The organism is uncultured Candidatus Pelagibacter sp., from assembly GCF_943788075.1.
Classification (GTDB): domain Bacteria; phylum Pseudomonadota; class Alphaproteobacteria; order Pelagibacterales; family Pelagibacteraceae; genus Pelagibacter.
Genome location: NZ_CALSOW010000007.1, coordinates 1 through 21,408 on the forward strand (window position 1 = coordinate 1; position 21,408 = coordinate 21,408).

Genomic DNA, 21,408 nt, shown 5'->3' on the forward strand with positions numbered 1-21,408 from the left:
ATAAAAGAAGAGTGGATCTATTAATCACACAATCAGAATTTAAAAAAAGAAGAAAGAGAAAGAAACTTCTAAAAATTGATAACCAAACACCATGGCAGGAAATTTTTAGAAATACAGTCGGTCAACTTGAAGATGGAGCTTGCATTAAATCTAGATCTCAGTATTTAGATGTAGCTACTAAAAAAGGTATACCTAGAAATTCTCATTAATATGAAACCAAAAATACTAGTAACAAGAAAATTATCAGATGGAGCAGAAGAAAAATTAAAGAAAAATTTTGATGTAACTCTTAATTTAAAAGATGAGCCAATTCCAAACGCTGATCTTGTTAAAATGGCTAATGAATATGATGGATTTATTTCAACAGGGTTTGATAAAATTGGAGAAGAGTTTTTTAAAGATTTAAATGGAAAGTTAAAAATTATTGCTCAAGTTGGAGTAGGTTACGACAACATCTCTGTTAAATCAGCTGAAAGTAAAAAAATTAAAGTTACAAATACCCCTAATGTTTTAAATGAAGCTGTTGCTGAAACAACTATTCTTTTAATTTTAGCTGCATCAAGAAGGATAGGTGAAGCTTACAATCTTGTAAGATCTGGAACATGGAAAGATCAAAAACCCGACCTAACTAAATTTATGATAGGAAATTCTGTTACAGGAAAAACTCTTGGCATAATAGGAATGGGTCGAATTGGTAGAATGGCTGCTAAATCCGCAAAAGCATTTGGTATGAAAATAATTTACTACAATAGAAACAAACTTTCAGAAGATCTTGAAGATGGAGCAAAATATTTTTCAGATATAAACTCTATGATGCCTGAATGTGATTTTGTAAGTATCCATACTCCAGCAACATCTGAAACTAAACATATCTTAAATTCATCTACAATTTCTTTGTTACCAAAGCATGCAGTGGTAATTAACACTTCAAGAGGATCAACTATTGATGATGATGCATTGATAGATGCTTTGCAAAATAATAAAATTTATGCAGCAGGTTTAGATGTGTTTAATAATGAACCTAATCTTGATGAAAGATACATGAAACTTGATAATTGTTTTGTCTTACCTCATGTTGGAAGTGCCACTCACGAAACTCGTTTAGCAATGAGCATGATGGCAGTTGATAATATCTTTTGTTTTTTTGAAAATAGACCACTTATTTCTGAAGTAGTCTAATACAACTTAAAGTTGTTTATTTAGTTAATATATATAATTTCTATACACACTTTATTCTCGTTTTATTTGTAATTAAAAAACAAATGTGATTAAGTTCCATTATTAAAAACATAACCGAGAGGAAGATAATGTTAAAATTAATAACAAAAACTATAGCTGCGGTAGCTGTCGTTTCAGTTGCTTTATTAGGCTCTGTTAATGCAAAGACTTTAAAGATTGAAACACACTTTACTGCTAATTCACCAAATGGTGAAGTTGCGGCTCAATTCGCAAAAAATGTTGAAATGTTTTCTGGCGGAAGCTTGAAAGTTGAAATGTTTTATTCATCTTCAGTTTCAGGAAAATCTGCTGAAGTATTTAACTCTGCGCAAACTGGAATTATTGATTGTGATATGACTGGTGCTGGTTACCAAACTGGTAAGAATGCAGCGTTTCAATTTGCAGGTGATGTAATGGGTGGATACGATAACCCTTATCAACAATATGATTTCTTAAAGTTCCCTGGAGCTCAAGATGCTGTTGATGCATTATACAATAAATATGGAATGACATTAATTGGATGGTGGATACCTGGACATGAATCGCTTATTTCAAGTGTTCCAATTCCAGATGTTGCATCTATCAAAGACTTTAAATTCAGATCACCTCCAGGAATGGAAAGTATGATCTTTGCAGACTTAGGTGCTAAGCCAATCGTAATGGATTTTGGTGAAGTTCCAACTGCATTACAAACTGGTCTAATTGATGGTGCTGACTATTCTAGTTTAGCAACTAACACTGCAGGTGGACACTATGAGCAAAATAAATATGCTACATATCCTGGTTTCCACTCTATGCCAGCTGACCACTTAGCTTGTAATACTAAAGTTTGGAAAAAGCTTAAAAAGCATGAAAGAGGTGCAATGAAAGCTGGAATTGAAATAGCTGGTAGAACTATCACTAGTTTAGTTGAGAGAAAAAATGCTGAGGCAGTTAAAATTTTAAATGCTCAAGGTGTTACTCTTCATGACTGGGCTCCATCAGAGAGAGCTAAATTCAGAGCGTCTGCATTAAAAGCTTGGGAATCTTGGAAGACTAAATCTCCTGAGGCTGCTCAACTTATAGAGATGCACACAGCTTACATGAAAGCTAACGGTATCCTATAATTATAGGTATACAATAAAATCTTGAAGGGCCTGAAAAGGCCCTTCTTTTTTAAAATTTAAAAATTATGCTTGATAAATCCTTACAAGAACAAACTGAAAAAGTTGCAAGCAGAGATGATTTCCCAATCAATTGGATAGATAGAATTACTTTATTTATAAGTCATACAATTAAATATTTAATCCCAGTCATTGTAATTGTGATGATGTATGAAATTTTTATGAGATATATCATGGAAAAACCAACTATGTGGGTAAATGAGCTATGCTTGTGGTTAGCAGGAATTATTTACTTGGTTGGTGGAATATATGCCACAAGACTTAGAAGCCACATAAGAATTGTGATGTTATACGATTATGTAGAGAGACCAACCCAAAGAATCTTTGATTTAATAAGTGCAATTGTAATTGTATTATTTGCTACAGCTGTAATTTATGGTGGTTGGGAAGACGCTCATAGATCGTTCACAACATGGGAAAGGTTTGCGACGTTTTGGGATCCACCAATTCCCGCAACTATGAAGCCACTTACACTAATTTGTGTATTCCTTATCGCTGTTCAAACAGTGAATAATTTAATTATTGATTGGAAAAATCCAAAAGAAAAACAATACGACCCCTCAAAAGATTTAAAATAAAATGGATATAGGAACACTTTCATTAATCGTCATATTTGGACTTCTTGTACTTATTGCTATTGGGGTCCCGCTTGGTTTTGCATCAGGTTTTATGGCTGCAGTTATAGTATTTGTAAATATTGGTGAACATGCAATGGGTATTTTACTTTCAAGATATTATTCACTTGTCGTAACATATTCTTTTTTATCAGTTCCTTTATTCATATTTATGGCCTCCTTACTTGAGCGCTCAAATATAGCTAGAGATTTGTATGATGCTTTAAATGCATGGTTAAGAAAAACGAGAGGTGGTGTTGGTGTCGTAACAGCTATCATGGCGACAATTATGGCTGCGATGAGTGGAATTATTGGAGGAGAAATAGTTTTACTAGGCTTGATTGCACTTCCTCAGATGTTGAGACTTAAATATGACCAAGATATGTCTATTGGAATTATTTGTGCATCTGGTTCTTTAGGAACAATGATACCACCATCAATTGTTTTAATTATTTATGGTCTAACAACTCAAACATCTATTACGATGTTGTTTCAAGAGGCAATAGTTCCAGGTTTAATGATCTCAGGTTTAATAATTACTTATATTTTAGTTCGAACAAGGTTGCAGCCCCATCTAGCGCCATTAAGTGATGAACCACCATTAACTTTTAAAGAAAAGATGTCATATCTTCCAGGTTTATTACCACCAATTGCAATTGTGGTTATAGTTTTGGGTTCAATTTATTCAGGTATAACAGGTATCACTGAAGCAGCAGGAATGGGTGTTGTTGCAACATTGATAATAATATTTTTTAGAAAAGAATTAACGTGGTTTTTATTTAAAGACGCATTGGTTAGAACTTTTAAAGCATCTGGAACAATTTTAACAATTACATTTGGTGCAACTACTTTAGCTGGAGCTTATTCTTTAGCAGGTGGTCCAACTTATGTTGCAGAAACAATATTAGCCTACGATTTAAAACCTATGTATCTAATCTTTATGATGCAAATAATGTTTTTAATACTAGGAGCATTTATGGATTGGGTAGGGATTGTTTTATTAGCAATGCCTGTATTTTTACCTATAGTTTTAGCACTTGGTTTCGACCCTATTTGGTTTGGAATATTATTTTGTGTAAATATGCAGGTATCTTTTTTAAGCCCACCATTTGGGCCAGCTGCTTTTTATTTAAAATCTGTTACTCCACCACACATATCTTTAACAGATATTTTTAGAGGATTTGGTCCTTTTATAGTAATTCAATTAATTGTTTTAGCGTGTGTGATGTTCTTTCCAGAATTTACGACACAAAATTTCCACGAGTTTAAACCTACTAAATAATGAAAAAAATTGGTTTTATAGGGATAGGCCTAATGGGTTTTCCTATGGCAAAAAACATATTAAAAGCTGGGTATAGTTTAAAAGCATTTAATAGATCTCCAAACAAAGCTGAACAATTAAAAGAATTTGGCGCAGAAATTACAACTTCAATCGATGATGTTGTAAATAATAGTGATGTTGTAATCACTATGCTTACTGATGATACGGCAATTAATGAAGTAATGGATAGTCCTAATTTTTTAGAAAATTTAAAATCAAGTGCTACAGTTATTGATATGAGTTCAGTTAAACCTACTACGGCGACTAAATATGGAAATAATTTAAAATCTAAAAATATTAAATATTTAGATGCACCTGTTTCTGGAGGAACGATTGGAGCAGAAGAGGCTTCACTAGCAATAATGGTGGGTGGTGAACAAGATGTTTTTAATGAAGCTTTCGATGTTTTAAAAGCTATGGGTAATCCAACTTTAGTCGGACCAGTTGGAAGCGGACAAGTTTCTAAATTAGCAAATCAAATTATAGTTGGGTTAACTATTGGAGCAGTTGCAGAAGCTATAACTCTTTGTGAAAAAGCAGGAGCAAATCCAAATAAAATGATCAAAGCCTTATCAGGTGGTTGGGCAGATAGTAAAATTCTTCAAACACATGGAAAGAGAATGATTGATAAAGATTTCACTCCAAAAGGTAGAACTTCAGTTCATTTAAAAGATATGAATAACATTTTAGAGTGTGCAAATAGTCATAATACTCATTTACCTATTTCAAATTTAGTTAAAGAAATGTATAAAACTCTTGTTAATAATGGACAGGGAGAAACAGATCATAGTTCTCTTTATAAAGAAATTGAAAGGATAAATAAAAAATGAGTGGTAGATTAGAAGGTAAAAAAATCATAGTAACAGCAGCAGGCCAGGGAATTGGAAAAGCGACTGCAATTGCTTTTCATAATGAAGGTGCGAGTGTTACAGCAACAGATTTAAATGACAAAACCTTAGCTGATTTAAATAAAGAATATCCTAATATTAATGTTCAAACATTAGACTCAACAAATAATGAAGCAATTTCAGAATTTGCAAAAACACTAGATAAAGTAGACGTTTTATTCAATGCGGTAGGATTTGTTCATCATGGAAGTATTCTTGAATGTGAAGAAAAAGACTGGAATTTTTCTTTTGATGTAAATGTTAAGTCTATGTATCAAATGTGTAAAGCAATCTTACCTTTAATGGTTAAGCAAAACGGTGGAAGTATAATTAATGTTTCATCTTGTGCTTCAAGTTTAAAGGGATTTCCCAATAGATTTGTATATGGCACTACAAAAGGGGCAGTAATTGGTTTAACTAAATCCATAGCTGCTGATTTTGTTAAGCAAAATATAAGATGTAATTCTATAGCACCTGGAACAGTATTTTCACCATCTTGGCAGGATAGAGTTAACCAAAGTCCAGATCCTGTTCAAGCCAAAAAAGATTTTATAGCCAGACAACCCATGGGAAGATTAGGAACTGCAGAAGAAATAGCGGCTGTAGCTGTGTATTTAGCTGGTGATGATGCAACATTTACAACAGGAACAACTATTTCTGTTGATGGTGGAATTTCAATTTAACAAATTAAAATAAAGGAGAGTTATGAAATTATTAAGAGTAGGACAAAAAGGGAATGAAAAACCCGCAGCATTAGATAAAGAGGGTAAAATTAGAGATTTAAGTTCACATGTTAAAGATTTAAATCCTGATCATGTAAATTTTGAATCTATATTAAAATTGCAAAGTGTGGATTTATCTTCGTTACCAGAACTATCTTCAAGTGAAAGAATTGGTTCATGTCTTGCAAAACCAGGAAAATTTGTAGCAATAGGTCTTAATTATTCTGACCATGCTGCTGAAACTGGAGCAGAAGTTCCGTCAGAACCTATAATGTTTATGAAAGCAACTAGCTGTATAACTGGCCCTAATGATGATGTTGAAATAGTTTCAGGATCAAAAAAATTAGATTGGGAAGTTGAACTTGGAATTATTATTGGAAAAGAAACAAAACATATTTCAGAAGATAAAGCTCAAGATCATATTTTAGGATATTGTTTAGTTAACGATGTTAGTGAAAGAGAATGGCAAATTGAAAAAATGGGTCAATGGGTGAAAGGAAAATCTCATGACACATATGGACCTATTGGACCATATCTTGTTACAAAAGATGAAATTTCAGACATCAATAATTTAAAAATGAGCTTAGATGTCAATGGTAATAGAATGCAAACAGGAAATACAAGTACAATGATTTTTAATGTAAATGTGATTGTATCTTATGTAAGTAAATTTATGTCATTACAACCTGGTGATATTATTACTACTGGAACGCCTCCAGGGGTTGGGATGGGAATGAAACCTCAGCAATTTTTGAAAGCCGGTGATACAATGAAATTATCAATAGAAAACTTAGGTGAGCAAAACTCGAAAGTAGTTGCGATATAATAAATTGTGAAAATAACTTCTATTAAAAGTCATGTACTTAAATATGAGTTAGAAAAAGAACTAGGGTATTCACAACAATATTATAAACACAGGACTGCTCATCTTGTTGAAGTTCAAACTGATGAAGGAATTACAGGCTGGGGTGAATGTTTTGGACCTGGTAATATAGCTTTAGCCAACAAGTTTATCGTTGAAAAAGTTATTCAACCATTAATCATTGGTGAAGATCCATTAAATAAAGAGCACATTTGGCATAGAGTTTATAATCTTTTAAGAGATAGTGGACAAAAAGGGATGCCAATTCAGGCATTATCTGGTGTTGATATTGCATTATGGGATATCTTAGGAAAAAAAACTAAATCACCCCTTTACCAATTGATCGGTGGAATGTGTAACAAGCAAGTCCCAGTATATGGTTATGGGATGATGCTGCAAAAAAAAACTACATCAGAATTAATTGATTTATTTAAAGAAGAAGCAAGTCAAATTAAATCTAAAAATTTTAAAGCAATGAAGATGAAGATTGGATTGGGACCAGCTGAAGATCTTAAGTTAGTTAGAGCAGTAAGAGAAGTTGTTGGAAAAGATTTTAGACTAATGGTAGACGCAAATCATGCTTATAATTTAAATGATGCTTTATATGTTGGGAGAGGTTTGGATGAGCTTGATATTTTTTGGTTTGAAGAACCTGTAGCACCTGAAGATTACGATGGTTATAGAGAATTAAAGCAAAAAATTAATACCAATATTGCAGGCGGGGAAGCTGAGTTTACAAAATATGGATGGAATGAGTTAATTAAAAATAAATGTATTGATATAGCTCAACCAGAAGTTTGTGGGTTAGGTGGAATTACGGAGTATTTAAAAGTATCTGCATTAGCACAAGCTAACTTTATTCCAGTTGTTAACCATGTTTGGGGGTCTGCTGTAAGTATTGCAACTAATCTACATTTGCTAACAGCCCAACCTGATATGCCAGGAGGTTTGTTTCCCTCAAAATCAATGCTTGAGTTTGATACAACAGAAAAAAATATTTTTATTACCGAACTACCTACCGAAAGTTTTTCAATTTTAGAACAAGTTAAAAAAAATAACGGATTTGCGTCTGTATCAGATAATCCTGGAATAGGAATTACGCCTAATTTAGATTTTATTAAAGAATTTGAAGTCAATGAATAAAATTAAAACAACTGAACCAAAAGTTCTTTGGAAATTAAGATGCAAACTTGGAGAAGGAACCCTATGGGTTAAGGAGCATAATTCAATATATTTTGTAGATATTAAGAAAAAGAAATTTTTCTCGCTAAATATTAAAAATAATAAAAAGAAAATTTATAAAGTTAATAAAGAAATTGGTTTTCTTGCACATGTTCAAGGAGATGTTTTTATCTTAGGACTTCAAGGAGAATTAAGAATTCAAAATATTAAAACAAAAAAAATTATAAAAAAAATAGTAATAGAAAAAAATATTAAACTAAATAGAATTAATGATGGAAAAACAGATCCAAATGGAAATCTCTGGTTTGGAACTATGGACAATTTAGAGAGAAAAATTGAAAAAGGTTCTTTGTATAAATTGGATAAAAACTTATTGTTAACCAAGGTTGATACTAATTATAGAATAACAAATGGCCCAGCTTTTATTGATCAATATAATTTTTATCATACTGATAGTTCAAAAAAGAAAATTTACAAAATTAAGATTAACAAAGATAATAAAATAATTAATAAGAAAATATTTAAGAAATTATTACCCGAAGATGGATCCCCAGATGGAATGACTTTGGATAAATATAAAAATTTATGGGTGGCTCACTTTAATGGAGCATGCGTTTCTGTTTTCAATAAAAATGCTAAATTAATATATAAAATTAATTTACCTGCTCAAAATATTACTAATTGTGCATTTGGTGGACAAAATAACAATGAACTTTTTATTACATCAGCAACTAAGGGTATGAACAAGGCAGGATTGCAAAAATATAGATATTCAGGATTCTTATTTAGTGTAAAAACTAACTCTAGAGGAATTTTACAAAAAAAATTTATTTTAAGTAATGAAAAAAAGAGATCTTTATTATGAGCGTATTCCTACTAAGCTTTTAAGAGAAGATATTAGGTTATTAGGAACATTTCTTGGCAGAGTTATTAAAGATCAAGAAGGTTTAGCTTTTTATAAAATAGTTGAAAGTTTAAGGTTATTATCAAAGAATACTTTATTAGATAAAAATAAAAATAAAGTTTTTTCAAAAATCTCCAAAGAAATTAAAAAACTTCCACCAAAACAAACTTTTAAAGTTACCCGAGCATTTTCGCATATTTTGAATTTAATGAATCTTGCTGAATCGTTAGATGCATCTCGAAAACTTAATGAATATGACAATCCTTACTTTAAAGATAAAAATCAAAATATATTTATTGAAGATATTATTAATGGACTTTTTAAAAATAAAAGCATTTCTAATAACAAAATATACGAACAAGCTAAAAATTTAGACATTGGCATTGTTCTTACTGCTCATCCAACTGAAGTTAAGCGAAGAACCTTAATTCAAAAATACGCTAATTTAATTAATCTGATGGAAAAAAGACATTTGTATAAAAAATATCCATCTAAAATTATTGAAATAGATAGAGATATTTATACCGAAATTACAATAATATGGAAAACTGATGAATTGAAAAGATCTAAGCCATCACCGTTAGATGAAGCAAGATGGGGTCTAGCAATAATTGAAGATAGTTTATGGGATACAATTCCAAAAGTTTACAAAAGATTAAATGACATTTTTAGAAAAAATTTAAACAAAGATTTGCCTCGAACTTTTAACCCAATTCAATTTGGATCATGGATGGGGGGTGATAGAGATGGTAACCCAAATGTTACGGCAGAAGTTACAAAAAAAGTAATTTTATTTTCAAGATGGCAAGCAGCAAAACTATATGAAAAAGAATTAACGAAGTTAATTCAAGACCTATCCATGGAAGAATGTTCAAAAAAAATTAGGAAGGTTGTTGGAAAAACATTTGAACCCTACAGAGTATATTTAAGACCAATTAGGGACAAGATTAGAAAAACACACCAATTAATTGAAAGTCATTTAAATAAGAATGTTCCCCTTGAAGAAAAAAAATTACTACAAGATAGAAATGAAATTTTAAAACCTTTAAGGGAAATAAGAGACTCGTTAAATTTAAATCGTGGACAACATGTAGGTAATTCAGATCTTTTAGATTTAATTAGAAGAGTTAGATGTTTTGGGATTAATCTTGCAAAATTAGATATAAGACAGGAATCTTCAAGACATGAAAAATTAGTCAATGAAGTTATTAAAAAAAAATACAAAATCACTTATATAAATTTAAGTGAAACAAAAAAAATAAATTTACTAAATTATTTAATTAAACAAAAAAAATATTTTTTAAATAGAAAAAATATTAGAGATAAAGAAAACAAAGAAGTTTGGGATACATTTAAACAAATATCACTAGAACCTTCACAATGCCTTGGTGCATATGTAATATCAATGACGTCAAAAGCTTCAGATATTTTATCAGTCTACTTTTTACAAAAACAAGCTCAAACAAATTCTTTATTAAGAGTAGTGCCACTTTTTGAAACATTGGATGATTTAAAAAATGCTAAAGATGTGATGGAAAATTTGTTTAAATTGTCATGGTACCGAAAACTAATAAATAATCACCAGGAGGTAATGATTGGATATTCAGACTCGAGTAAAGATGCTGGAAAATTATCTGCTAGTTGGCATCAATACAAACTACAAGAAGAACTTAGAAATCTTGCAAAAAAATATAAAATAAACTTAGTATTTTTCCATGGTAGAGGTGGTTCTGCAGGAAGAGGAGGTGGGCCAATCCAGGCAACATTAAAATCACAACCTTCAAATACTGTTAATGGAAAAATTAGAATTACTGATCAAGGAGAAGTTATTCAGCAAAAATATGGCTACAAACCTTTAGCAGAATATAATCTATGTAGTTATATAGGAGCTGTAATGGATGCTTCATTGAATCCTCCTCCAAAGTCTAAAAAAAAATGGAGAGATTTAATTGAAAAGATGTCAGAAATATCGACATCTGCTTACAGAAAAAATCTTAATCAAAGTGAAGATTTTATTAGATACTTTAAAACGGTTACTCCACATAAGTCTCTTGGCAAACTTGCTATTGGATCAAGACCTACCAAAAGAAAAAATGTTGATAACATTCAAAGTTTAAGAGCTATTCCGTGGGTTTTTGCATGGACTCAAATTAGATTAATGTTACCTGCTTGGCTTGGAACCACAGAAGCATTAAGGTATGGATCAATTAAAAAGTTTTCAAAAACACTAACTGATATGGAAAGAAATTGGCCTTATTTTGTATCTACAATGGATATTTTAGATATGGTGATTTCAAAAGTTGATACAGAAATTTCAATTATTTATGAAAATAATTTAGCTGATACAGCGTTAAAAAGAATTGGTAAAAAATTGAGATTTCAATTTGAAGCATTGGTTAAACTACATAACAAAATTACGCCAAAAGAAGTAATTAAAGAGAGAAAAGAATTTAGAAAAGCATTATTTATAAGAAATAATTACACAGAAATGTTAAATTTATTACAAGCTGGTATTATGAATAAATTGAACAATAAAAAATATAACAAATTGGATAAAAAATTTCTTGATGATGCTTTGATGACATCTATAGCTGGAATATCTGCTGCTATGAAAAATACTGGTTAAATGATTGAATTATTAATAGCTTTTGGAGCTGGACTTATTAGTTTTTTATCTCCTTGTGTTTTGCCTTTAATACCTGGTTATGTCTCTTTTATTTCTGGTCAATCATTACAAGAAATTTTGAAATCAAAAAAAATAGATATCTTACCTTTAATTTTATTTTGCTTTGGGTTTTCAACAGTATTTATTATTTTAGGGGCTTCAGCATCTTTTTTAGGCCAGACACTTTTGCAAAATTCGGAAACATTAAGAGTAATAGCAGGAGTTGTTATAATAATTTTTTCTCTACAATTGATTGGATTAATTAATATTAGTTATTTAAACTTTGAAAAAAGATTTGAAGCAAAAAAGTCAAAAAATATATTATTTCCTTACTTAATAGGATTAGCTTTTGGATTTGGATGGACACCATGCATAGGTCCAATTTTAGGCTCCATTCTTGCTTTAGCTTCTATTGAAGAAACTTTATCAAAAGCAATTATTCTATTAACCTTTTACTCTATAGGTCTTGCTATACCTTTTGTTTTGTCAGGTTATTTAATCCAGAGATTTTTAGTTTTTTCAAAAAATTTCAAAAAAAATATAAATTTAATTTCAAAAATAGGAGGAATTATTCTCTTAATTACAGGTATTCTAATTTTAACCAATCAATTACAAACTATTGGTTTTTATATAATTAAAGTTTTTCCTTTTATGCAGAATTTCGGTTAAAAAGTATTTAATGAAAATTTATCAAATAGATTCTAGTGCTAGAAAAAAAGGTTCTACTTCAAGGGCTTTAGCTAAAAAGGTATTAGATAAAATTAAAAAGCCTGGTGATGAAGTTATCTATAGAGATCTAGACGATGAAATGCTTTTTGTAAGTGGTTTAACTGAGTCTGGTATGAAAATTGATGAAAAAGATCAAACGGAAGATCATAAAAAGATGTTCAAACTTTCTGATCAATTAGTTAACGAACTAAAAGAGAGTGATGTAATAATTATTTCAGCTCCAATTTATAATTATGGACCTCCTGCAACTCTTAAAGCTTGGTCTGATTTGGCTGCTAGAATTGGAGAAACATTTAAATTTAAACCTGACGGAAGAAGAGTAGGATTATTAAAAAACAAACGTGCTTATTTAGTTATTACATCAGGAGGAACAAAATTGAATAGCAAAGAAGATTTTCTAACACCTTGGTTAAAATATATATTAAATTTTTTTGGCATAGATAAAGTCGATATAATTAGTGCTGATCAAATGGCATTAGACTATGAAAAATCAATCAAAGATGCTGAAGAGCAAATTCACAATTTAGCCTAAATTAATACATATTTTTTTAGAATATTTGTTTAATTAATTTTTATTTGTTAACATAAGTAATGAAAATAATTCTTTTTATAATTTTCAGTTTGTTTTTTTTCACAAACAGTAACGCTGCATGTGATGATCCTTTAACAGATAGTGTTGATTATTCAAATTGTAGATTTTCTGATGCACAAGATTTACAAGGAAGTTATCTTCCAAATTCAAATCTTTCATTTGCAAGTTTTATCCAAGTAAATTTTGATAAAAGTATAATGATGAATTCAAATTTATCATTTGGAACTTTTCCAGAGTCTACATTTGTTAGAGCAAACCTTTATGAAACTATTTCTATAGGTGCAAATTTTGAAAAAACTAATTTTACTGGCTCTAACCTAACAAGAGTTGACTTTATGGGTGCTACTTTAATTGAAGCTAACTTTCAAAACGCAAATTTAATGGAAGCTAATTTTACCTCTTCTAATATTACAAATGCTAATTTTGATGGTGCTAATTTAATTGGAGCAACATGGACTAGTGGTGAAACTTGTGGCCCAGCATCTATTGGCTCATGTAACAAGTAGCAATGACTACTGCTATTAAAACTGACGATGTAATTTTTAATTTTTTCAAACAAATTTGTGATGAAAAAGATGATCAAAAATGTGTTGAGCTTGGTAATGAATGGATAAAAGCAATGGAAACAAATTTATCAAGTATGGAAGAAAATCTTAATGGTGCTGATAAATTAAAACATCAAGATGATATTAAAAGTAATCGAGATCATTTAAATAATCTTAAAACCAAAAGTTCTTCCGAGTGGAGAGAGTATGCTACTCAATGTATGATTGAGATAATGAATCACAAAAGCCAAAAATAATGGGCAATCAAGAAAAAGTATTTATTATTATTTGCTGTTCTCTAATCATTTACACTTTGTACTATTTAATTGAGAAACATCTTTTTTAAATAAAACTATCAATTACTATTAAAATATAATAATAACTCTTTAAAGGGGTGTCTTAACAGACTGAGATTAAACCCTAAGAACCTGTCCGGTAATTCAGAAAGGGAGAACAATGGATAAAACATACTTTATAAGTCAATCAGCATCGTTATCATTAGTTATTGTTATAAGCTTAATATTTACAGTCTTAGGTCTTTATCATTCTAAAAAATTCAAAGGTATCAATAATTACCTTACAGCAAATAGGGATGTAGGATTATTTTCATTAACAACAAGTTTGGTTGCATCAGCATTAGGGGCTTGGATTTTATTTGGCCCAGCTGCAGCAGCAACATGGGGTGGGATAGGTGCTGTAATAGGCTATGCGTTAGGTACTGCTTTTCCAATGATTTTTTTAATCTTTTTAGGAAAAAAAATCAGAACTGAGTTTCCAAGAGGATCATCACTCATAGAATTTATGAGAAAGAAATTTGGAAAAAGCCTGTTTAAACTAATCTTGTTAATGACGATATTCTATATGTTTATATTTTTGTGCGCAGAGGTTACTGCCGTAGCAGTGCTAATAAATTATATTTCAGGAACAGAACTTTGGATTACAGCATTAATTGTACTTTTAGCAACACTAACCTACACATTGTATGGTGGTCTAAGAGCATCAATTTTTACTGATAATATTCAAATGATTGTAATCAGTATGCTTTTATTAATTTCAATCTCTTATATTTTGTCTAATACAGGAAATACTTTTTCATTTGAATTTATTGAACAAAAAAATCCACAATTATTAAGCAGTTCTTATATGCCAAGTTATACCGCTGGCTTAACTTTTTTTATTGCAGTAGCTGCAACAAACTTGTTTCATCAAGGGAATTGGCAAAGAGTTTATGCTGCAAAAAACTATCAAACTCTTAAGAAAAGCTTATTAATTTCTTTTTTTATAATTATACCAGTAGTTTTTTTTATGGGATTTACTGGAATGGTGTCTTTTTCTATAGATCCAAGTCAAAGACCTGATTTAGGATTTTTTACATTACTATTAAAAGAACAAACCCAAACTCTATCATTGCTAATAATTACACTTGGATTAGCATTAACAATTTCAACTGTTGATACTTTGGTAAATGCAATTTCAAGCTTATTTGTAGTGGATGGAAAAGCAACATTTAATCTAAATAAAAAAACTGATTATTTAAGGCTATCTAAATATTTTATTATTGTAATATCTTTAATTTCATTCTTTATTGCTTCAAAAGGTTTTGATATTTTATATTTGTTTTTATTAGCAGATTTGTTTTGTTGTGCATTTGTCTATACAGTTTTCTATAGTTTTTATAATAAAGATGTTAATGAACGAACTGCTTATATTGCAATAGTGATTGGTTTGGTTGGTGGATTTTTATTATTTCCATTTCCTGATTTTTCCAAAAGCTTACTTGTAGGAGTATTGGTGTCTAAAGAATTATTTTCTCCATTCATTTTACAATCATTATTATTTTTATCTTTTATCATAGCAACTTTTCTTCCAGCGATAATTCTTAAGATAAAAAGAAATTAATTAAAAAATCAGATTAAGAGACCATTAAAAATGGTCTCTTATCACTGTTACCTTTAAGTTATTGAAATTCAGAAAATAACCTCTATATAACTAAGTAATCTGAATGTCTGACAATCAAATATCTATTAATAATCTATCAAAAGTTTACGATAATGGCTTTAAGGCACTTGATAATGTTAGCCTTAAAATAAAACAAGGTGAAATTATTGCAATGCTAGGACCTAATGGTGCGGGCAAAACAAGTTTAATTAGTATTATTTGTGGTACTGTTAAACCTTCTTCAGGCTCTGTCACAGTAGATAATTTTGATATTATTAAAGATTATAGAGAGACAAGATCAATAATAGGACTTGTTCCTCAGGAGTTAAATTTAGAGTCTTTCGAAACTGTTTTTGATACTGTGTCTTACTCTAGAGGGTTATATGGAAAAGCACCTAAGCCAGAACATATTGAGAGAATTTTAAAAGATTTAAGTTTGTGGGATAAAAAAGACCAAAGACTAAGACAATTATCTGGTGGAATGAAGAGAAGAGTTTTAATTGCTAAAGCTTTATCTCATGAACCTAAGATACTATTTCTTGACGAGCCAACAGCTGGAGTAGATGTAGAGCTTAGAAGAGACATGTGGATGGTTGTTGATGATCTTAGAAAAACTGGAGTTACAATTATTTTAACAACACACTATATTGAAGAAGCTGAAGCTATTGCTGACCGAGTAGCTGTTATTAATCAAGGTGAAATTATTATTGTTGAAGATAAAAAAGAATTAATTAAAAAAATGGGCCATAAAAAGTTGACTGTAGAATTACAAGAAAAAATTACAGAAATTCCTGAAAATTTACTTAAATATAGTCTTGAAATAGGTGAAGAGAACATGTCTTTAATTTACACTTATAATGTTCAAGCTAAAAAAACTGGTATTACTGACTTGTTACAAGATTTGAAAGATACTGGATTAAAATTAAAAGATTTAAAAACAGAACAAAGCACTCTAGAGAAAATATTTGTTAATTTGGTAAAGGAAAATAATGAAATTTAACTATTACGGATTCAAAGCTATTTATGTTCATGAGATGAATAGATTTATAAGAACAATTGGTCAGTCTATTCTGTCACCAGTAATATCTACATCATTATATTTTGTGGTTTTTGGTTCAGTTATTGGCGGATATATTGAAAACATTGATGGTGTTAGCTATGGATCGTTTATTGTTCCAGGTTTATTAATGTTAACTCTATTAACTCAATCAATAAGTAATACTTCATTTGGAATATTTTTTCCAAAATTTAACGGAACGATTAACGAAATTTTAGCAGCACCTATTTCAACACTTGAAACAGTCCTCGCTTTTGTTGGAGCAGGAGCTACCAAAACATTAATGGTTGGTACGGTAATTTTTATTACAGCTTCATTTTTTGCTGATGTAGACTGTCAAATATCCAATGTTAATGATATTTCTATTAGTTTTAGTCTCATTTACTTTTGCGTTATTTGGATTTTTAATCGGCGTTGTTAGTAAAAACTTTGAACAAATGTCTATTATCCCATCATTAGTAATCACACCGATGGTTTTTTTAGGTGGAAGTTTATACTCTCTTGATATGCTACCACCTTTTTGGCAAACAATATCTTATTTTAATCCAGTAGTTTATTTAATTGATAGCTTAAGATTTTCTTTTTATGGTGTGGCTGATTTTAATATTTGGAAAAGTATTAGTTCAATGATTGTATTTTTGATTATTTGTATAACTGCTGTTTCGTTTATTCTTAAAAAAGGCTATAATATTAAATCTTAACTATTGGCTATCTTTTTTTTAGGATCATAAAAAGGTTTTTCAACAACAGTGCAGCCAAATATACCTTCGCTTGTAGTTACTTTAAATTCATTTCCTATCTCTGAATGTTCAACTGAAATCATTGCTAAAGCAATATTTTTTTTAAGTCTAGGTGAATAAACTGCAGAAGTAACTTTGCCTATTTGATTATCATCTTTTGTAATTTTCCAAAAAGTTGTATTGGGTCCCTTTAATGGTTTACAATCAATTTCTAACCCAACTTGTTTTCTTGTAATTCCATTTTGCTTTATTTTCTTTAAAGCATCTTTGCCTACAAAATTTATATCACTCTCTAAGCTTACAAGACGATCCAACCCTAATTCAAATGGATTAGTATTAATGTCAGCATCAGCATGATATGATAGCATTCCACCTTCAATTCTTCTAATTGATGAAGTGTGACCTGGCTGTAAACCATGTTCTTTTCCAGCTTCCATTATTTTTTCATATAGTTCATTTCCCTTAGAACCATCTCTTAAATATATTTCATAACCAAGTTCACTTGACCAACCTGTTCTTGAAACAATTAAAGGAATACCATCTAAATTATATTCTCTTAACCAATAATATTTTAAATCTTTTATATCTTCTCCAAAAAGTTTAACCATTATTTCACCAGAAGTAGGTCCTTGCAATTGCAGTGGAGAAACATCTGGTTCTTTAATTTGCACATTTAAACCTGAATTAACAGCTACACCTTGTGCCCATAACAAAACATCACTGTCAGCTAATGATAACCAAAAATGATTTTCAGCTAATCTTAATAAAACTGGATCATTTAAAATACCACCTTCATTATTTGTGATTAAAACATATCTTACATTGACCAACAGCTAGTTTTGATAGATCTCTAGGAGTTAATAATTGTGTAAATTTGTAATGCGTCTGGTCCAGTGATTTCAACCTGTCTTTCAACTGCAACATCACAAAGAATAGCTTTTTCAATTAAGTTCCAAAAATTTTGTTCAGGACTTCCAAAATCTCTTGGAATATACATATGATTATAAACTGAAAACCTGTAGCACCCCATTTTACAGTTGAGTCAAAATAAGGTGATTTTCTAATTTGTGTTCCAAAACCAAAGTTTTTATTATTCATTTTTGTTAACTAACAGTCCATATTATCTTTTTCAAATAAAAAATAGCCCCAGTTGGGGCTACTAAAAAAATTAGAGGGATTCTATTTTTATTTAAAATTGCTCAGATTCTGTTGAACCTGCCATTGCAGTAGTAGAGCTTTTACCGCTGCTAATAGTATTAGAAACTGCATCAAAGTAAGAAGTTCCAACTTCTCTTTGATGTTTAACACTAGTATATCCATCTTTTTCTCTAGAAAACTCTTGTTGCTGTATTCTTGAGTAAGCAGTCATACCTTCTTCTTTATATTTTTCTGCAAGTTCAAATATAGCTATGTTCTGAGTATGAAATCCTGCAAGAGTAATGAATTGAAATTTATAACCCATCTTAGCAATTTCTTGTTGGAATGAAGCTATCTCATCATCACTTAAATGTTTTTTCCAATTAAACGAAGGTGAACAATTGTATGCTAATAATTTGCCAGGGAATTTTTCATGTATTGCATCAGCAAATTTTTTAGCTTCAGCAAGATTAGGTGTTGCTGTTTCACACCAAATCAAATCAGCATAAGGTGCATAAGCAAGTCCTCTTGAAATAGCTTGTTCTATTCCATCTTTCACGTAAAAGAAACCCTCAGGAGATCTTTCACCTGTTAGAAATGGTTTATCATTTTCATCAAAATCATTTGTAATTAATTTTGCAGCATTGGCATCCGTTCTTGCTAAAATAATTAATGGAACCTCAGCAATATCAGCAGCTAGTCTTGCTGATTTTAAATTTTTAACCATTGTTCCAGTTGGAACTAAAACTTTACCACCCATATGACCACATTTTTTTTCACTAGCTAACTGATCTTCAAAGTGAACACCTGCTGCTCCAGCTCTTATAAATTTTTTAGTCAACTCAAATACATTTAATGGTCCACCAAATCCTGCTTCACCATCTGCTATGATTGGCAGCATATAATCAACTGAGTCTTCTTTTTTCATGTCACCATCTTGAAGTTCCATATGTTGAATTTGATCAGCTCTAACCAAAGAATTGTTCATAGTTTCAACTAATTTTGGAGCACTATCATAAGGATATAAAGATTGATCAGGATACATTTCACCTGCAGTATTTGCATCGGCTGCTACTTGCCATCCACTAAGGTAAATTGCTTTTAATCCTGCTTTTGCATGTTGTACTGCTTGGTTACCAGATAACGATCCAAGTGTATTAACATAAGGCTCTGAATTTAATAAATTCCACAGTTTTTGTGACTGATTTTTACACATAGAATATTCAATTTTTATTGAACCTCTGAAGTCGTTCAACTTCATCATCTGTATAATCACGTTTAATTCCAGTAAATCTTTTTAAATCGTATGAGATATTCTCTGCACTCATTATTAATAGTCCTATGATGTTAGTAGTTTTAAGAAATTGAATTAGTAGAAAAAGAATTAGTTATTATCGTCTAAAGACTTAATAAGGTCATTCATTCCACTAGAACCCCAATCACAATGATCATCTCTCATGTAGATACCTCTACTGTTATGTTGATCAAAATCCTCTTTTTTTATGATTTGAGCTTCATTTTCGTTATTTTTTAATTTTTTATTCATGTAAACTTTATAATTTACAAGATTTACAATATCCATAAAAATCGTAAAAATGCTTGTAAATCAAAGAAAAAAATTGTAAAAATAAATTTACAAAATTTACAAATAGTAAATATGAGTCAATTAGATTTAAAAATAGGGCCAAAAATCAAGTCTTTTAGAAGACAACTAGGTCTCCAGGCAAACAAATTAGCTGAGGATTTAGGCATATCTCCGAGTTATTTAAATTTAATCGAGAGTGGAAAAAGAAAAATTGATGGTGATTTACTGTTATTAGTTCTGTGAAAAATTAAATATTGAGTTATCTGATCTAACATCAAAGACAGATATTAACTTACAAAATACAATTTCTGAAATTTTAGATGATAGTTTGTTTGAAGATTTAGATATTTTGGGTCCTGAAGTTAAAGATTTAGTTAGCACAAATCCCAAAATTGGTAAAGCGATTGTAAGACTTAGGGGATATATTAAAAAAAAAAGATCATGAACTAATTGATAAGATTGAAAAAATATCTGGAAAGATTGTGGATAATAGAAAAAATTCTTTTCCAGGTGAAGTGATTTCAGATTTTCTACAACAAAATAGAAATTATTTTCCAAAATTAGAAGAGTTTGCAAATAAAGTTTTTGAAAAAATTCAAAAAAATAATCGAACAAGATATATTGCCTTATGTGAATATTTAAAGTCTGAATATTCAATCAAAGTTATAGATGTAATACCAGAAGAAAATAAACCTTTTTCAAAAATTTATCATAAAAATAAAAAAGAACTTTTGTTAAGTGATTATAGTTCTTTAGAGACAAAAAAATTACATGCAGCAGCACAAATTGCACAAGAAGGAGCGAGTAAAGAAATTGATAAATATTTATCAACGTTTAGCTTTCCTTCTGAAGAATCTAAAAAACTAACTAAAGTTGCTTTGTTAAATTATTGTGGTGCAGCAATATTAATGCCTTATAAATTATTTCATACAGAGTGTAAAAAACTTAAATATGATTTAGAATTATTACAAAATACATTTGCAACATCCTTTGAACAAGTTGCACATAGAGTTACATGTTTACAAGATCCAAAACTTCCAGGAATTCCATTTCATTTTTTAAGAGTAGATATGGCAGGAAATATTTCAAAAAGATTTTCATTGTCAGGGATTGATATCCCAAGATATGGTGGAGCTTGTCCAAGATGGAATGTTTATTCAGCATTAACGAGACCAGGGGTTATTCAAGCGGCTGTCAGTAAAATGACTAATGGTGAAAAGTATGTTTGTATTGCAAGAACTGTTGAAAAAGGGATTGGACGATTTGGACAATCAAAAAGTATATTATCTATTGGTCTTGGTTGTGAAGCTAAATATGCAAAAGACTTTGTTTATACAGAAAATATAAATATTAATGATAAATCAACTGAGATTCCAATTGGTGTGTCATGTAGAACATGTGACAGACTAGATTGTTCACAAAGGGCTTTTCCACCCTTACATAAAAAGTTTGATGTAGATTTAAATACAAGGGGAGTATCAGTTTACGTTAGTGATAATAATTCATAGATTATGATAAAATATATTTTGCCAGCTATTCTAATTTTT

The 21,408-nt window shown here is 30.1% G+C and carries 22 protein-coding genes, 2 pseudogenes and 1 riboswitch; of the genes and pseudogenes, 20 read left to right on the forward strand and 4 right to left on the reverse strand.

Going from position 1 to position 21,408, the window contains the following annotated elements:
- The 18 genes and pseudogenes from Q0X98_RS07055 to Q0X98_RS07140 form a co-directional block, all read left to right on the forward strand.
- Window positions 1-209 (forward strand): annotated as a pseudogene (locus tag Q0X98_RS07055) (dihydroxy-acid dehydratase); the annotation flags it as partial.
- 1 nt (window position 210) lies between these two features.
- Complete coding sequence (locus Q0X98_RS07060; RefSeq protein ID WP_297682466.1) at window positions 211-1,179, forward strand: D-glycerate dehydrogenase; 969 nt, start codon at window positions 211-213, stop codon at window positions 1,177-1,179.
- A gap of 128 nt (window positions 1,180-1,307) precedes the next feature.
- Window positions 1,308-2,324: a TRAP transporter substrate-binding protein DctP gene (gene dctP / locus Q0X98_RS07065; protein WP_297682468.1), complete on the forward strand. Its 1,017-nt coding sequence runs from the start codon at window positions 1,308-1,310 to the stop codon at window positions 2,322-2,324.
- 65 nt (window positions 2,325-2,389) lie between these two features.
- Window positions 2,390-2,959 carry a TRAP transporter small permease gene (locus Q0X98_RS07070; RefSeq protein ID WP_297682470.1) on the forward strand — a complete coding sequence of 190 codons (570 nt, stop codon included), beginning with the start codon at window positions 2,390-2,392 and terminating at the stop codon, window positions 2,957-2,959.
- 1 nt (window position 2,960) lies between these two features.
- Window positions 2,961-4,277 carry a TRAP transporter large permease subunit gene (locus tag Q0X98_RS07075; RefSeq protein ID WP_271490954.1) on the forward strand — a complete coding sequence of 439 codons (1,317 nt, stop codon included), beginning with the start codon at window positions 2,961-2,963 and terminating at the stop codon, window positions 4,275-4,277.
- The gene (locus Q0X98_RS07080) at window positions 4,277-5,146 is read left to right on the forward strand and encodes an NAD(P)-dependent oxidoreductase (RefSeq protein ID WP_297682474.1); all 870 of its coding nucleotides are present in this window, start codon (window positions 4,277-4,279) and stop codon (window positions 5,144-5,146) included. The genes Q0X98_RS07075 and Q0X98_RS07080 overlap by 1 nt, the downstream gene beginning before the upstream one ends.
- Window positions 5,143-5,886, forward strand: coding sequence for an SDR family oxidoreductase (locus tag Q0X98_RS07085; RefSeq protein WP_297682476.1), 744 nt, complete (start codon window positions 5,143-5,145; stop codon window positions 5,884-5,886). The genes Q0X98_RS07080 and Q0X98_RS07085 overlap by 4 nt, the downstream gene beginning before the upstream one ends.
- Before the next feature lie 22 nt (window positions 5,887-5,908).
- Entirely contained in the window at window positions 5,909-6,751 is an 843-nt protein-coding gene (locus tag Q0X98_RS07090) for a fumarylacetoacetate hydrolase family protein (RefSeq protein ID WP_297682478.1), read from the forward strand.
- 6 nt (window positions 6,752-6,757) lie between these two features.
- The gene (locus Q0X98_RS07095; protein ID WP_297682480.1) at window positions 6,758-7,930 is read left to right on the forward strand and encodes a mandelate racemase/muconate lactonizing enzyme family protein; all 1,173 of its coding nucleotides are present in this window, start codon (window positions 6,758-6,760) and stop codon (window positions 7,928-7,930) included.
- On the forward strand, window positions 7,923-8,834 hold the full coding sequence (locus Q0X98_RS07100) for an SMP-30/gluconolactonase/LRE family protein (protein WP_297682482.1): 912 nt from the start codon (window positions 7,923-7,925) through the stop codon (window positions 8,832-8,834). The genes Q0X98_RS07095 and Q0X98_RS07100 overlap by 8 nt, the downstream gene beginning before the upstream one ends.
- Window positions 8,809-11,499 carry a phosphoenolpyruvate carboxylase gene (gene ppc / locus Q0X98_RS07105; RefSeq protein ID WP_297682484.1) on the forward strand — a complete coding sequence of 897 codons (2,691 nt, stop codon included), beginning with the start codon at window positions 8,809-8,811 and terminating at the stop codon, window positions 11,497-11,499. Before Q0X98_RS07100 ends, ppc begins: the two co-directional genes overlap by 26 nt.
- A complete protein-coding gene (locus Q0X98_RS07110) occupies window positions 11,500-12,207 on the forward strand; it encodes a cytochrome c biogenesis protein CcdA (RefSeq protein WP_297682486.1) in 708 nt (235 codons plus the stop codon).
- Between the two features lie 10 nt (window positions 12,208-12,217).
- Window positions 12,218-12,799 (forward strand): NAD(P)H-dependent oxidoreductase, encoded by a 582-nt coding sequence (locus tag Q0X98_RS07115; RefSeq protein ID WP_297682488.1) that lies wholly within the window; start codon window positions 12,218-12,220, stop codon window positions 12,797-12,799.
- A 59-nt stretch (window positions 12,800-12,858) separates the two neighbouring features.
- Window positions 12,859-13,365: a pentapeptide repeat-containing protein gene (locus tag Q0X98_RS07120; RefSeq protein ID WP_297682490.1), complete on the forward strand. Its 507-nt coding sequence runs from the start codon at window positions 12,859-12,861 to the stop codon at window positions 13,363-13,365.
- A gap of 2 nt (window positions 13,366-13,367) precedes the next feature.
- Complete coding sequence (locus Q0X98_RS07125) at window positions 13,368-13,661, forward strand: hypothetical protein (protein ID WP_297682492.1); 294 nt, start codon at window positions 13,368-13,370, stop codon at window positions 13,659-13,661.
- 123 nt (window positions 13,662-13,784) lie between these two features.
- A riboswitch (TPP riboswitch) is annotated at window positions 13,785-13,872 on the forward strand.
- On the forward strand, window positions 13,861-15,303 hold the full coding sequence (locus Q0X98_RS07130) for a sodium:solute symporter (RefSeq protein ID WP_297682494.1): 1,443 nt from the start codon (window positions 13,861-13,863) through the stop codon (window positions 15,301-15,303). It overlaps the preceding riboswitch by 12 nt.
- Before the next feature lie 103 nt (window positions 15,304-15,406).
- Window positions 15,407-16,342, forward strand: a complete 936-nt coding sequence (locus Q0X98_RS07135; protein WP_297682496.1) for an ABC transporter ATP-binding protein — start codon at window positions 15,407-15,409, stop codon at window positions 16,340-16,342.
- A 34-nt stretch (window positions 16,343-16,376) separates the two neighbouring features.
- Window positions 16,377-17,100, forward strand: a pseudogene (locus Q0X98_RS07140) (ABC transporter permease).
- Here Q0X98_RS07140 and Q0X98_RS07145 read toward each other — a convergent pair.
- The 4 genes from Q0X98_RS07145 to Q0X98_RS07160 form a co-directional block, all read right to left on the reverse strand.
- Window positions 17,097-17,969, reverse strand: coding sequence for a glycine cleavage T C-terminal barrel domain-containing protein (locus Q0X98_RS07145; protein ID WP_297682498.1), 873 nt, complete (start codon window positions 17,967-17,969; stop codon window positions 17,097-17,099). The pseudogene Q0X98_RS07140 and the gene Q0X98_RS07145 overlap by 4 nt on opposite strands.
- 20 nt (window positions 17,970-17,989) lie before the next feature.
- The gene (locus Q0X98_RS07150; protein WP_297682500.1) at window positions 17,990-18,136 is read right to left on the reverse strand and encodes a hypothetical protein; all 147 of its coding nucleotides are present in this window, start codon (window positions 18,134-18,136) and stop codon (window positions 17,990-17,992) included.
- 192 nt (window positions 18,137-18,328) lie between these two features.
- Window positions 18,329-19,492, reverse strand: a complete 1,164-nt coding sequence (gene aceA / locus Q0X98_RS07155) for an isocitrate lyase (protein WP_297682501.1) — start codon at window positions 19,490-19,492, stop codon at window positions 18,329-18,331.
- Window positions 19,493-19,660: 168 nt separating this feature from the next.
- Window positions 19,661-19,858, reverse strand: a complete 198-nt coding sequence (locus Q0X98_RS07160; RefSeq protein WP_297682503.1) for a hypothetical protein — start codon at window positions 19,856-19,858, stop codon at window positions 19,661-19,663.
- 75 nt (window positions 19,859-19,933) lie between these two features.
- Here Q0X98_RS07160 and Q0X98_RS07165 point away from each other — a divergent pair, with 75 nt between their 5' ends.
- Together Q0X98_RS07165 and Q0X98_RS07170 are read left to right on the forward strand one after the other, a co-directional pair.
- A complete protein-coding gene (locus Q0X98_RS07165) occupies window positions 19,934-20,104 on the forward strand; it encodes a helix-turn-helix transcriptional regulator (RefSeq protein WP_297682505.1) in 171 nt (56 codons plus the stop codon).
- A 239-nt stretch (window positions 20,105-20,343) separates the two neighbouring features.
- Window positions 20,344-21,369: a short-chain fatty acyl-CoA regulator family protein gene (locus Q0X98_RS07170; protein WP_297682507.1), complete on the forward strand. Its 1,026-nt coding sequence runs from the start codon at window positions 20,344-20,346 to the stop codon at window positions 21,367-21,369.
- The last annotated feature ends 39 nt before the right edge of the window (window positions 21,370-21,408 follow it).

What these genes read in the sequence shown, in the direction of transcription:
- Q0X98_RS07135 (WP_297682496.1), top strand. Translation starts at nt 15,407, where the DNA reads ATGTCTGACAATCAAATATCTATTAATAATCTATCAAAAGTTTACGAT.
- Q0X98_RS07110 (WP_297682486.1), top strand. Translation starts at nt 11,500, where the DNA reads ATGATTGAATTATTAATAGCTTTTGGAGCTGGACTTATTAGTTTTTTA.
- Q0X98_RS07160 (WP_297682503.1), bottom strand. Translation starts at nt 19,858, where the DNA reads ATGGATATTGTAAATCTTGTAAATTATAAAGTTTACATGAATAAAAAA.
- Q0X98_RS07080 (WP_297682474.1), top strand. Translation starts at nt 4,277, where the DNA reads ATGAAAAAAATTGGTTTTATAGGGATAGGCCTAATGGGTTTTCCTATG.
- Q0X98_RS07120 (WP_297682490.1), top strand. Translation starts at nt 12,859, where the DNA reads ATGAAAATAATTCTTTTTATAATTTTCAGTTTGTTTTTTTTCACAAAC.
- Q0X98_RS07115 (WP_297682488.1), top strand. Translation starts at nt 12,218, where the DNA reads ATGAAAATTTATCAAATAGATTCTAGTGCTAGAAAAAAAGGTTCTACT.
- Q0X98_RS07085 (WP_297682476.1), top strand. Translation starts at nt 5,143, where the DNA reads ATGAGTGGTAGATTAGAAGGTAAAAAAATCATAGTAACAGCAGCAGGC.
- Q0X98_RS07090 (WP_297682478.1), top strand. Translation starts at nt 5,909, where the DNA reads ATGAAATTATTAAGAGTAGGACAAAAAGGGAATGAAAAACCCGCAGCA.
- dctP (WP_297682468.1), top strand. Translation starts at nt 1,308, where the DNA reads ATGTTAAAATTAATAACAAAAACTATAGCTGCGGTAGCTGTCGTTTCA.
- Q0X98_RS07130 (WP_297682494.1), top strand. Translation starts at nt 13,861, where the DNA reads ATGGATAAAACATACTTTATAAGTCAATCAGCATCGTTATCATTAGTT.
- Q0X98_RS07125 (WP_297682492.1), top strand. Translation starts at nt 13,368, where the DNA reads ATGACTACTGCTATTAAAACTGACGATGTAATTTTTAATTTTTTCAAA.
- Q0X98_RS07150 (WP_297682500.1), bottom strand. Translation starts at nt 18,136, where the DNA reads ATGTATATTCCAAGAGATTTTGGAAGTCCTGAACAAAATTTTTGGAAC.
- Q0X98_RS07100 (WP_297682482.1), top strand. Translation starts at nt 7,923, where the DNA reads ATGAATAAAATTAAAACAACTGAACCAAAAGTTCTTTGGAAATTAAGA.
- ppc (WP_297682484.1), top strand. Translation starts at nt 8,809, where the DNA reads ATGAAAAAAAGAGATCTTTATTATGAGCGTATTCCTACTAAGCTTTTA.
- aceA (WP_297682501.1), bottom strand. Translation starts at nt 19,492, where the DNA reads ATGTGTAAAAATCAGTCACAAAAACTGTGGAATTTATTAAATTCAGAG.
- Q0X98_RS07075 (WP_271490954.1), top strand. Translation starts at nt 2,961, where the DNA reads ATGGATATAGGAACACTTTCATTAATCGTCATATTTGGACTTCTTGTA.
- Q0X98_RS07070 (WP_297682470.1), top strand. Translation starts at nt 2,390, where the DNA reads ATGCTTGATAAATCCTTACAAGAACAAACTGAAAAAGTTGCAAGCAGA.
- Q0X98_RS07165 (WP_297682505.1), top strand. Translation starts at nt 19,934, where the DNA reads ATGAGTCAATTAGATTTAAAAATAGGGCCAAAAATCAAGTCTTTTAGA.
- Q0X98_RS07060 (WP_297682466.1), top strand. Translation starts at nt 211, where the DNA reads ATGAAACCAAAAATACTAGTAACAAGAAAATTATCAGATGGAGCAGAA.